Annotated in this window: 12 protein-coding genes; 4 read left to right on the top strand and 8 right to left on the bottom strand. The window is 44.3% G+C overall.

The window, feature by feature from the left end; translation table 11 throughout:
* Window positions 1–703: 703 nt before the first annotated feature.
* Window positions 704–1309: a LuxR/HapR/OpaR family quorum-sensing transcriptional regulator gene (locus OCU36_RS11030; protein WP_261838057.1), complete on the bottom strand. Its 606-nt coding sequence runs from the start codon at window positions 1307–1309 to the stop codon at window positions 704–706.
* 325 nt (window positions 1310–1634) lie between these two features.
* Between OCU36_RS11030 and hpt the strand changes: the two genes are divergently transcribed.
* On the top strand, window positions 1635–2165 hold the full coding sequence (hpt, locus tag OCU36_RS11025) for a hypoxanthine phosphoribosyltransferase (protein WP_261838056.1): 531 nt from the start codon (window positions 1635–1637) through the stop codon (window positions 2163–2165).
* Between the two features lie 73 nt (window positions 2166–2238).
* On the opposite strand, the gene can is transcribed toward hpt, so the two are convergent.
* A complete protein-coding gene (can, locus tag OCU36_RS11020; protein WP_261838055.1) occupies window positions 2239–2898 on the bottom strand; it encodes a carbonate dehydratase in 660 nt (219 codons plus the stop codon).
* A gap of 286 nt (window positions 2899–3184) precedes the next feature.
* Here can and OCU36_RS11015 point away from each other — a divergent pair, with 286 nt between their 5' ends.
* The 3 genes from OCU36_RS11015 (at window position 3185) to OCU36_RS11005 (ending at window position 6803) form a co-directional block, all read left to right on the top strand.
* A complete protein-coding gene (locus tag OCU36_RS11015; protein WP_261839726.1) occupies window positions 3185–4816 on the top strand; it encodes a SulP family inorganic anion transporter in 1632 nt (543 codons plus the stop codon).
* A gap of 297 nt (window positions 4817–5113) precedes the next feature.
* Entirely contained in the window at window positions 5114–6031 is a 918-nt protein-coding gene (locus OCU36_RS11010) for an ABC transporter ATP-binding protein (protein ID WP_261838054.1), read from the top strand.
* 1 nt (window position 6032) lies between these two features.
* Window positions 6033–6803, top strand: a complete 771-nt coding sequence (locus tag OCU36_RS11005) for an ABC transporter permease (RefSeq protein ID WP_261838053.1) — start codon at window positions 6033–6035, stop codon at window positions 6801–6803.
* Between the two features lie 105 nt (window positions 6804–6908).
* Here OCU36_RS11005 and panC read toward each other — a convergent pair whose 3' ends face one another.
* From panC to dksA, 6 genes are all read right to left on the bottom strand, one after another.
* Complete coding sequence (gene panC / locus OCU36_RS11000) at window positions 6909–7799, bottom strand: pantoate--beta-alanine ligase (protein WP_261838052.1); 891 nt, start codon at window positions 7797–7799, stop codon at window positions 6909–6911.
* An 8-nt stretch (window positions 7800–7807) separates the two neighbouring features.
* Entirely contained in the window at window positions 7808–8602 is a 795-nt protein-coding gene (gene panB, locus OCU36_RS10995) for a 3-methyl-2-oxobutanoate hydroxymethyltransferase (protein WP_261838051.1), read from the bottom strand.
* 22 nt (window positions 8603–8624) lie between these two features.
* Complete coding sequence (gene folK / locus OCU36_RS10990) at window positions 8625–9110, bottom strand: 2-amino-4-hydroxy-6-hydroxymethyldihydropteridine diphosphokinase (protein ID WP_261838050.1); 486 nt, start codon at window positions 9108–9110, stop codon at window positions 8625–8627.
* Window positions 9107–10462: a polynucleotide adenylyltransferase PcnB gene (gene pcnB / locus OCU36_RS10985; protein WP_261838049.1), complete on the bottom strand. Its 1356-nt coding sequence runs from the start codon at window positions 10460–10462 to the stop codon at window positions 9107–9109. Before pcnB ends, folK begins: the two co-directional genes overlap by 4 nt.
* 183 nt (window positions 10463–10645) lie before the next feature.
* The gene (gene gluQRS, locus OCU36_RS10980) at window positions 10646–11521 is read right to left on the bottom strand and encodes a tRNA glutamyl-Q(34) synthetase GluQRS (protein ID WP_261838048.1); all 876 of its coding nucleotides are present in this window, start codon (window positions 11519–11521) and stop codon (window positions 10646–10648) included.
* 219 nt (window positions 11522–11740) lie between these two features.
* Window positions 11741–12187 carry an RNA polymerase-binding protein DksA gene (gene dksA / locus OCU36_RS10975; RefSeq protein ID WP_004738189.1) on the bottom strand — a complete coding sequence of 149 codons (447 nt, stop codon included), beginning with the start codon at window positions 12185–12187 and terminating at the stop codon, window positions 11741–11743.
* Between the last annotated feature and the right edge of the window lie 84 nt (window positions 12188–12271).

Raw genomic sequence — 12271 nt, 5'->3', positions numbered from 1 at the left:
CCACTCGGTCACGGTAATGATCAGTGGTTTCTTGTGTCCGTCATTCCCTAGACTGACGGAAGAAGGAATAGAGAATCTCGGGCTTCAGTGTCTGATTCATTTCTTCGCCACTCGGTCACGGTAATGATTAGTGGTTTTTTATGTCCGTCATTCCCTAGACTGACGGGGGAAGGAATAGAGAATCTCTGACTTCAGTGTCTGATTCATTTCTTCGCCACTCGGTCACGGTAATGATTAGTGGTTTTTTATGTCCGTCATTCCCTAGACTGACGGAGGAAGGAATAGAGAATCTCTGACTTCAGTGTCTGATTCATTTCTTCGCCACTCGGTCACGGTAATGATTAGTGGTTTTTTATGTCCGTCATTCCCTAGACTGACGGGGGAAGGAATAGAGAATCTCTGACTTCAGTGTCTGATTCATTTCTTCGCCACTCGGTCACGGTAATGATTAGTGGTTTTTTATGTCCGTCATTCCCTAGACTGACGAAGGAAGGAGTAGGGAATCTCTTTCAACTCATAGCAATCTATTGGCAATCAAAAAGGATTGACGAAAAACGCCAATCCTTAAATCATTTTACTCGAATCTCGAATCTCGAATCTCGAATCTCGAATCTCGAATCTCGAATCTCGAATCTCGAATCTCGAATCTCGAATCTCGAATCTCGAATCTCGAATCTCGAATCTCGAATCTCGAATCTCGAATCTACTTATAAATGCACAGCATGTTCAAGTAGCTATCCGTTAAGCTTGAAAGCTCTTCTGGCGTTTCTGCACGTTTCGCTTGGATAAATAGCGAGTAACAAATGCCATGGAATAGGTTTGCTAGGTGTTTAGGAGCATGCTTGTTGCAGACTTCACCGCGTTCAATCGCTTGACTGAACATATTTTGCACTAACATTTGATTTGTACGATTTGTTGTTACAAATAGAGGCCAGACTTCATCACGAGTCGATGTGCTCCATTCGAACCAAACATTCAACCAATGGCAATTTTTAGCGACTAAGCTCACCATTTCGTTCGTGATATTGTGTAAGTTCTCTTTTGCGTGAACATCGAGATCAATCGTGTCTGAGAGAAAATTGGAGAATTGGCGGACTACGTGATTCAGCACCTCATCAACCAGATCTTCACGGGTTGGAAAGTAGTTAAACACGGTTGCAACGGAAACTTGGGCAATGTCAGCGATGTCTGCATGACCGCCACGTCCAATGCCACGACGAGAGAAGACCTCGAGTGCGATTTCCATCAATTGAAGTTTTCTTTTTAAGGGTGAAAGCCTAGTTCTAGGTCTCTTAGATATTGAGTCCATTTTATTTTCCTTGCCAACGAATTTTTATATTAATGATTTTATTATTATTTAAGCACTAATGAGTGTAATGGTGCATATGAATATGGTCAATCCTTTGAGCTTGTTTTATAGGTAGTTGATCCATAAAGCGTGATCAGCATAGATATGAGAGAAAGCGACGGTTGGACAAGTCTTTGTGTGCACAATCGTTGATAATCTAACAGCAAATTCGAGTCATAAGGTGGTGTGGGTATTTGAGCAATGCTAGACTTAGCCACAAAATTGAGCGGCAAACCTGGCGAAACGGTCAATATTGGTCGCAATCACTAAATAAAATGAGAGCAGTATGAAGCATACAGTTGAAGTCATGATCTCTGAGCAAGAAGTTCAGGATCGAGTGAGCGAATTAGGTAAACAGATCACGGAGCATTACAACGGTAGTGAAGATCTTGTTTTAGTTGGCTTATTACGTGGATCTTTTGTCTTTATGGCGGATCTTGCTCGCGCTATCGATTTAACTCACCAAGTTGATTTCATGACGGCGTCTAGCTATGGCAATGGCATGGAAAGTTCGCGTGATGTACGTATTTTGAAAGATCTTGATGACGATATTCAAGGTAAAGACGTTTTGCTGGTAGAAGATATTATCGATACGGGTAATACACTGACGAAAGTGAAAGAGATTCTGAGCCTACGTGGTCCTAAATCTATCGAAATCTGCACGTTACTGGACAAACCTTCTCGTCGTGAAGTCATTGTCGATACTAAGTGGATTGGTTTTGAAATCCCTGATGAGTTTGTTGTTGGTGTGGGTATTGATTACGCACAAAAATATCGTCACTTACCGTATATTGGTAAAGTTGTTCCTCAAGAGTAATCTTTGTCTTTCTTGAGAAAAACATAAAAGGCTCGCACTGTGCGAGCCTTTTTCATATTTTTCGCTTTCAGTATCAACCAAGAGTTGGTGATGACAGGATTTTATCAAGTGCTTCTAGATGGCTGTTTTCTAGCGTGTCATTACTTGAACAACGTACCCCAAGATCTTGCAGCTTGCCATTACCGATACCGTATACGACACCATGGATTTCAATCTCTTGCCCACGTTCCCATGCGGTTTGGATGATGGTTGAGTTACCGAGGTTGTAGACTTGCTCTGCGACGTTAATCTCACAGAGTTTGTCACCCCATTGTTCACGAGGTAGAGATTCAATCTGCTTACGATATTTAAGGTAGTTATCACGGATGTGAAGTAGCCAGTTATTGATCAGACCTAGTTTAGGGTTATCAATCGCGGCATTGACACCACCACAACCATAGTGACCACAGACAATGATGTGCTTAACTTTGAGTACGTCCACTGCGTATTGTACAACTGATAAGCAGTTAAGATCGGTATGAATGACTTGGTTGGCCACATTTCGATGAACAAACAGTTCGCCGGAATATAAACCCGTGAGACGCTCGGCCGGTACACGGCTATCAGAACAACCTATCCATAGGAAACCAGGGTTTTGTCCCTCTTCAAGCGTAGCAAAGTATTCTGGTCGTTCAGAGCGAATAGACTCTGACCATTTAGAATTATTTTCAAAAAGCTGTTTAATTTCTGGCATTTTACGTCTTACATCCCTTAATTAAGAATGGTAACTATACACAATGTTACAAATTCAATCCCGTAAAAAATCGATTAATACGTACTCATCTGACGTGTTCTAGTCCCTAAAATCATTAACTTAGCACATAAGCTACCATCTGGTTATAAGACATAAACAATGTGATTGATTTACCACTTTCGGCATGGCTCACTCATTTGCTAGAGTGATGAAATTTGTTCATTAATCATCAGGAAAGTGTATTTTGTTGGGACATCGTTTTACGGATATCAATCTCAAAGGTGACATGTTTGGCGGCGTAACGACTGCGATTATTTCACTGCCGTTAGCGTTGGCATTTGGCGTTGCTTCTGGGGCGGGAGCTGAGGCTGGTCTTTGGGGCGCGATCATGGTGGGCCTATTTGCCGCATTGTTTGGTGGTTCGAGCAGTTTGATATCAGAGCCTACCGGACCAATGACGGTGATCATGACCGCTGTTATGACAAGTATGGTCGCCAAGTACCCTGAAAGTGGAATGGCAATGACCTTTACTGTTGTGATGATGGCAGGGGCCTTTCAGATATTACTGGGTACATTAAAGCTCGGAAAATATGTTACGTTGATGCCATATAGCGTGATCTCCGGGTTTATGTCGGGTATCGGCGTTATTCTGATTATTCTTCAGTTGTCTCCTTTATTAGGACATGCAGCTCCCTCTGGCGGGGTAATGGGCACGCTCTCTGCGCTTCCAGATACACTGGCTAATCTTAAAATCAGCGAACTGTTCTTAGGGGCATTAACGCTCGCTATTCTTTTCGGTTTTCCAGCTAAATATCGTAAGTATGTGCCCGCTCAACTGGTTGCTTTGATTGCTGTGACGCTCTTGTCCGTCATTATTTTTGATACCAACTCTATTCGCCGAATTGGTGAAATTCCAGCGGGTTTGCCTTCTCTGGTTATTCCTACTATCAGTGCTGAGCAATTCACCACCATGGTTATTGATGCTTTAGTGCTAGGTACGCTTGGTTGTATTGATACGCTCTTGACCGCCGTTATTGGAGACTCGCTGACTCGTAAAGAGCACGATTCCGACAAGGAACTTCGCGGGCAGGGCATCGCTAATATGATTTCAGGTTTGTTTGGTGCACTTCCCGGTGCTGGTGCCACGATGGGCACGGTAACCAATATTCAGGTGGGAGCGCGTTCTCCGCTTTCAGGTGTTATTCGAGCGTTAGTACTTGCGCTAGTGGTATTGGTTGCGGGGGGCTTAACCGAACCGATTCCTATGGCGGTTTTGGCTGGCATAGCAATGTATGTTGGTTTCAATATACTCGATTGGAGTTTCATCCAACGTGCGCATAAGGTCAGTTATGCGGGTATGGGCGTGATGTATGGTGTGATGCTGTTAACCGTATTTGTTGATTTGATCATTGCGGTTGGCCTTGGTGTTTTTATTTCGAACATCCTGATTATTGAAAGATTGAGCCGAGAGCAAGCGAGACAAGTTAAGGCAATCAGTGATGGTGATGATGAAGAGGATATTCCACTAACGGATAGTGAACGCCAGTTGTTAGACTCTGCTAATGGCAAAGTATTGTTCTTTTATCTTTCTGGCCCGATGATCTTCAGTGTATCGAAAGCGATCTCACGTCAGCACTCAAGCATCTCTGACTATGAAGCCATGATTTTAGATTTGACAGATGTCCCGATGATTGACGTAACCGTTGGTTTGGCGCTCGAAAATGCGATCAAAGATGCCTTAGATGCGCAGTGCGAAGTTTATTTGCTGTGTCCGAATGAAAATACACGTCAACAGCTAGAGAAATTCCACGTGATTGATCTCGTGCCTGAATCCAACACCTACCGATTTAGATATGAAGCGTTAACGGCGGCAACAAGCTATGTAGACAGAGATGAACATCAATTTGTCGCAGTCTGAACTTCAACCTTAGTTTGAATTTATGTTTCAATCGATTATGTATTATTGAGCCATTATGAAAGTTGCTAAATTGATGATTTGGCGTTTTTTTTTCTTTTATTGATCGTCGCTTGCCTCTCGTCCTTAAAGAAATGCTCAATCGACATTTGTGTTCATCGCAATTCAACGATAGACTTGCTGGCAAAATGGTCGTGCAGATAAGTTTTAAGCGGGTTTTAGCTTGTTCGTTTAACGCTGCACACACTTCCTCATGTTCGACCAACGACACGTATCTATCGCAAATGGCAGTCTATCTCTATGTATGCATTAGAAATTGAGCAATTAAGAAAAACGTATTCCGGGGGCTTTGAGGCTCTCAAAGGCATTAGTTTACAAGTCAAAAAAGGCGACTTTTACGCGCTACTTGGCCCAAACGGAGCGGGTAAATCAACCACCATTGGTGTTATCTCCTCTCTGGTCAATAAGACTTCTGGCAAGGTTAATGTCTTCGGTTATGACATTGATACTGATTTGGAATTGGCCAAGCAGAATTTAGGGTTAGTCCCGCAAGAATTTAACTTTAACCCATTCGAAAGGGTTGAGCAGATTGTGCTGCAACAAGCCGGTTACTACGGCGTACCGAAAGCGCTTGCTAAAGAGCGGGCAAAGAAGTACCTATCTCAGTTAGATTTGTGGGATAAACGCAGCGAACGTGCTCGTAATTTGTCGGGAGGGATGAAGCGTCGTTTAATGATCGCTCGTGCACTGATGCATGAGCCTAAGCTCTTGATTCTTGATGAACCTACGGCGGGGGTTGATATTGAACTGCGTCGTTCAATGTGGGAGTTCTTAAAGGACATTAATGAAAAGCAAGGCACGACCATTATCTTGACCACACACTATCTCGAAGAAGCGGAAATGCTGTGTCGCAATATTGGAATCATCAATCGCGGTGAACTGATTGAGAACACAACAATGAAAGCACTGTTGGGTAAATTGAGTGCAGAGACCTTTATTCTCGATCTAGAAGAGGGGGCATCTGAACCTAAGCTTGAAGGTGTGAATAGCCAAGCCTTGGTCAATGGCTCTTTAGAAATCGAAATTGACAAAAACTTAGGTTTGAACTCAATCTTTGCCCAGTTGAGTGAACAGAATGTGAAAGTCCTTTCTATGCGTAATAAAGCGAATCGTCTAGAGGAGCTGTTTGTGAGTATTGTTCGAGAGGGGAGTAAATAATATGTACCGTCTATATTGGACCGCTTTTTGTAGCTTATTGACCAAAGAGATTAATCGCTTTACGCGTATCTGGGTACAAACGTTAGTACCGCCTGCGATTACGATGACGCTTTATTTCATCATCTTCGGTAACCTTATCGGAGCGAGAATCGGAGAAATGAACGGCTTTAGTTACATGGAATATATTGTGCCCGGCCTGATCATGATGTCGGTGATCACCAACTCATACTCCAACGTTGCTTCATCGTTTTTTAGTGCCAAATTTCAAAAGAACATTGAAGAGTTGCTCGTCGCACCGGTTCCCAATTACGTGATCATTGCCGGCTTCGTCATGGGGGGAGTGGTTCGTGGCTTGTTAGTGGGCACCATAGTCACTTTCGTATCCTTGTTCTTTGTCGACCTACAAGTTGACCATTGGGGGGTGATCATTGCGACGGTATTTTTAACTTCTATTGTGTTCGCTCTTGGTGGTTTAATTAATGCCGTGTTCGCACGCACATTTGATGATATCTCTATTATCCCGACTTTTATTTTAACGCCTCTGACATACCTTGGTGGGGTATTCTACTCGATCAGCCTATTGCCTGAATTTTGGCAAGGCGTGTCGAAGCTGAACCCGATTGTGTACATGGTCAATGCATTCCGATACGGCTTCTTAGGCGTGTCTGATGTGGGTATCGTAACGTCATTTAGCGTGCTTGGTGTGTTTATTGTCGGGTTATATGGCATTGCACACTACCTAGTAACAAAAGGCATCGGCTTACGTAGCTAACCTTTGGTTAATCTAAGTAACAGGCAAAGAAAAAGGTCGATATTACATCGACCTTTTTTATATCTTTCATTTGTGCTTTTGTTTTGCGTTAAGAGCAGAAGCCAATTATTCAGTTGCTTCTTCTTTCACTTCTTCTTTAGTTTCCGTTACCAAGTCGAGAACTTGGTTATCGATAAGACGAGTCTTACCTAGGAAAGCCGACATTAGGATCACAGCTTGAGTGGATTCTGAAGTGATGGCTTGTAGTGTTTTCGCATCGCAAATAAAAATCTCATCGGGGTGCAGGCCAGCAGCTCGAAGTTGATCGATGGCATCTTCAACGATTGACGCGTAATCATCACGTCCTCCACGAATGGCACTGCTGATCCAACGCATCGTGCGCGCTAAAACAGGTGCCCGTTGACGCTCATCAATGGTGAGATTACTGTTGCGAGAGCTCATGGCTAAACCATCCATTTCTCGAACGGTCGCAACACCCACAATTTGAATATCTAACGCTAAGTCAGTCGTCATCTGGCGAATCACAGCAAGTTGCTGGAAGTCTTTCTCGCCGAAGCATGCAAAATCTGGCTGAACGATATTAAACAATTTAGTCACGATCGTTGCTACGCCGCGGAAGTGGCCTGGGCGAGATGCCCCTTCAAGCATTTGAGATATGCCAGGGACCTCAACAAACGTCTGTTTGTCTAATCCATCTGGGTACATCACTTCTGGGGTTGGGGTAAATACTAGCTCAACACCTTCACCTGTTAGTTTGCTTAAATCCGCCTCTAACGTGCGAGGGTAGTTGTTTAGATCGTCGGCGCGGTCAAACTGCATTGGGTTTACAAAGATGCTGACCACAACGATGTCTGCCAGTTCTCGAGCTTTCTTTACCAGAGTCAGGTGACCTTCATGCAGGTTTCCCATTGTCGGCACAAAAGCAATCGTACGTCCATCACGCTTAAACTGTTTAATCTGCTCACGAAGAGCCGCTATTTCAGCAAAAGTTTGCATACTTACTCCTAAGCGATTGTATGAGCTTCATCAGGGAAGCGAGCGCTCTCTACGTCTTCTTTATATAGCGCTACAGCTTTACGCATATCACCTGTTTCAGCTAAAAAATTCTTAGAGAATTTTGGCATGTAGTTGGCTGAGATACCAAACATATCATGCATAACCAAGATCTGACCATCGGTAACATTGCCAGCACCAATACCAATAACCGGCACGTGACAAGCTTCTGTAATTCGTTTTGCCAATGAAGCCGGTACACATTCAAGGAGAACGATTTGAGCCCCGGCGCTTTGTAGCGCGAGTGCGTCAGCAACCATTTTATCCGCTTGATCGTCGTCGCGACCTTGAACCTTATAACCACCAAAGATGTTCACCGATTGAGGCGTTAAGCCTAAGTGTGCACATACTGGTACAGCGCGGTCTGTTAGCATCTTCACAGTATCGACCAACCAGCTGCCACCTTCGATTTTTACCATGTTCGCGCCAGCACGCATTAAGGTGGCCGCATTCTCACAAGCTTGCTCAGGTGTTGCGTAGCTCATGAATGGCATATCAGCCATAAGAAGACAGTTTGGGCTACCGGCACGTACTGAGCGTGTATGGTAAGCAATGTCTTCAATGGTGACGGGTAGTGTATCGTTGTGGCCTTGTAAAACCATACCCAGTGAATCACCGACAAGCAGTACTGGCATTTCTTGGCTTTCGAATAATTGAGCAAAGCTCGCATCATAAGCTGTCGATGTCGCGAATTTACGGCCTTCACGTTTGCATTTGATCAGGTCGTTAATGGTTACTTTTTTCATTGTTTTTCCTTAATGCGCTTGGCTATTGTTGCCAAACATTGAGCCCGTTTTTATCGACTACTTTGAGTAGTTCTGTCAGCTCAGTCCCATCAGGGAGTTGTAAACTTGGTGCGATTTCAGCAAGCGGGTAGAGTACAAACTCTCGTTCTTTCATTCCATAATGAGGAACAATTAAGCGCTCTGAATCGATCACCTCATTGCCGTATAACACAATGTCGAGATCCAAGGTTCTTGGTCCCCAACGTTCGTCTTTACGGACACGCCCCTGCTCTAGCTCGATCTTTTGAGTGCAATCAAGCAGCTCAATGGGCGTTAATTCGGTTTGGATAGCGACAACCGCGTTGATGTAATCGGGTTGATTTTGCGGCCCCATTGGAGTGCTACTATATAGCTGAGAGGTCGCAATAAACGTTGATCGCGGTAGGTTTTTTAGCGTTTCGATAGCCAAATGAGCTTGGCTAACGGGGTCGGCAAGGTTGCTGCCGACCGCAATATAAGCCGTTATCATTCTGATTGCTTACTCTTTTTGTTTCGGTAAGTCTTACGGCGGCGATGGCCTGATTTTGCTGGGGCAGCAACGTCGTTAGCCATTGCTTGACGCATGTTGCGACCAGCAGTCTGATAACGCTCCCACCATTTTGCTAACTCTTTGGTTTCCCCGCCTTCGATCTCACCACGCATTTCTAGGAAATCGTAACCAGCGCGGAACTTGTTGAGTTCCATTAGGCGAACAGCACGTTTACCGTTGCGGCGGGGAAGTCGGACTTGCAGCTGCCAAATTTCACGAATAGTCGCAGTATGACGACGAGGTATAGCAATCGATTTTACTTGCTGATCAAGGATGATGTTGCTTGCTTCCATGATCGCATCGTAGTGTGCCATACCCTGTTCAGCGACCAATTTGTCTGCCAGCTTATTCATTGGGTACCAAAGGATCGCTGCAAACATAAATGCTGGGTTTACTCGCTTGCCATCTTCAATGCGAAGGTCGGTTGAGTCGAGTACTAAGTCAAGCATCTGTTCTGTACGAGAATCGTAACTCTCAGTAAGGTGCTCTGCGATGGATGGGAACATTTGTTGGAACAGATTATATTCACGCATCAGATGGTAGGTCTCTAAACCATGGCCTGATTGCAGTAACTTGAGAGATTCTTCGTAAAGGCGTGCGGCTGGGATATCTTTTAATAGGTGTGCTAACTCTTCAATCGGGTCAGCGGTATCTTCTTCGATATCAAAATCCAGTTTAGCGGCGAAGCGCATTGCACGTAGCATACGTACTGGGTCTTCGCGGTAACGCGTTTCTGGATCACCAATTAGGCGGATCAGTTTATCTTCTAGATCTTCTACCCCCCCCGCGTAATCGTGGATGCTGTAGTCTGCAATGTTGTAGTACATCGCGTTGATTGTGAAATCACGGCGTTCTGCATCTTCATCAACACTGCCGTACACGTTATCGCGCAGTAGCATACCTTCTTTAGATTGGGCAGAAACGTTCTTTGATGGCTCTTGGTGGTGACCACGGAAAGTCGCGACTTCAATGATGTCACGGCCAAACATGATATGTGCCAAGCGGAAACGGCGACCGATAAGACGGCAGTTTCTAAAGAGGTGTTTGATTTGTTCTGGCGTAGCGTTGGTCGCAATATCAAAATCTTTTGGCTGAGAGCCTAATAAGATATCGCGCACACCACCACCGACTAAAAACGCGTCAAAACCCGCACCATTTAGGCGATATAACACTTTTAGTGCGTTGTCACTGATCTGCTTGCGTGAAATATTGTGCTCTTGACGAGTATAAATATTCAGTGCTAATTCGTGGAATCCGCGTTGTTCGCTTGGGGTATTGTCGTTTGTATTCATTAGTTTAGAACAAAGTAGGTATCGCCAACTTTGTTTTTCTCTTAGTCCAAAGTGGTAGTGCAGAGTTTAATTGCGGCTAATAATAGCTTAGCGCGAGCCATTTGAGAACATCGTCTGCTTAACCACAGTGGTTGGTTATGGCATTTTTATGTGTCGTTATTGCTATTTGCCGTGAGTTTCGAGCTAATCACAGTGCTCTTTTTGTAAACTATCAGGTAGCTGACTGACGTTCCATTGCCGGCAGCCCCACAATAAAATCTCATCCATTGAAGTATCACAAAGGGCCGTCGGGATATCAAAACCTAAGAATTGCATAGCATTGAGTAACGTTGGTTTTGGGTTACCAAGATCTATCGCGGTGGCATGATTCTGTTTTGACAGTTTATTCCCCAAGTTATCGATTGCCAATGGTAAGTGCAAGTAACTGACGTTTTTTTGTTTGAGTGTTTTATACAAACTGATTTGTCGCCCTGTTGGTTCAATCAGGTCTGCGCCTCTTACGACTTCTGTCACTCCTTGTTCGATGTCATCAAGGACAACCGCCAAGTTATAGGCAAACAACCCATCTCGGCGTTTGATAATGAAGTCTTCTTCAGCCAGTGCTTTCGGTATTTGAATGGTACCGTGACGCACATCGTCAAAGGACTCGACTGGAAAATCCATGCACAAACGCACCGCTTGCTCGCCAGAATCAATCAATCCAGCATCTCGGCAATGGCCATTATAGAAGCCACCCATTGCTTTTATCTGTTTTCGGGTGCATTGGCAGTAGTAGGCTTGATTTTCGGTAATCCATTGGTCAATTTGAGCTTGATAGAGATCGTGACGCTGACTTTGATAAACGACCTCACCATCCCAAAAGAGATGGTAAGCCTCAAGTGTCTTAAGAATGAGATCAGCCGCGCCATCCATTTCTCTTGGCGGGTCTAGGTCTTCGATGCGAACCAACCATTTTCCTTGGTGAGATTTCGCTTGAAAGTAGCTACCAAGAGCTGCAACCAGTGAGCCAAAATGAAGAGGACCTGACGGTGATGGTGCAAAGCGCCCGATATAATTCATGAGTGAACAACCTAATCTAAATGGTACCGCAGTAACCGATTCTTGAGACGTTTAACAAGAGCTTTAATGCGTAGAACTAAGCTTCAATCTATAGAAAAAAGGTTTGATGTATAGAACTAAGGCTTAAAGCTGCTAATTACTATCAAGCGTGTGAAATACTTCGCTTGGATAACAAACAAAAAAGGGAGCCAAGGCTCCCTTTCTTTACATCTGCAAGAATTAACCTTGCATCTGTTTCTCTTTGATCTCTGCAAGTGTTTTACAGTCAATACAAAGATCAGCCGTTGGACGAGCTTCAAGGCGACGAATGCCGATCTCGATACCGCAAGAATCACAGAAGCCGAAATCATCTTCTTCGATCTTGTCTAATGTCTTCTCAATTTTCTTGATAAGACGACGCTCACGGTCACGGTTACGTAACTCTAGGCTGAACTCTTCTTCTTGAGAAGCTCGGTCAACAGGGTCTGGAAAGTTCGCGGCTTCGTCCTGCATGTGGTGTACAGTACGATCAACTTCTTCCCTTAGCTGGTTGCGCCAAGCTGCTAAAATTTTTGTAAAATGTTCCGTTTGCTCAGGTGACATGTACTCTTCACCTGGCTTTTCTTGGTACGGTTCAACACCTGCGATGGCTAGGATGCCTAGCGCTTTTTTCTTAGATTCTGGCATACAGCATCTCCTATTTACACCTAGTCAACTGCAAAGCAGCTAATTTTAAGGCGGGTATCTATAGCAGAAAGAACGAATGGTGGC

Source organism: Vibrio artabrorum (assembly GCF_024347295.1).
Classification (GTDB): domain Bacteria; phylum Pseudomonadota; class Gammaproteobacteria; order Enterobacterales; family Vibrionaceae; genus Vibrio; species Vibrio artabrorum.
Note: the sequence above shows the minus strand (reverse complement) of the source record. Positions and strands in the feature narration are given on the sequence as shown.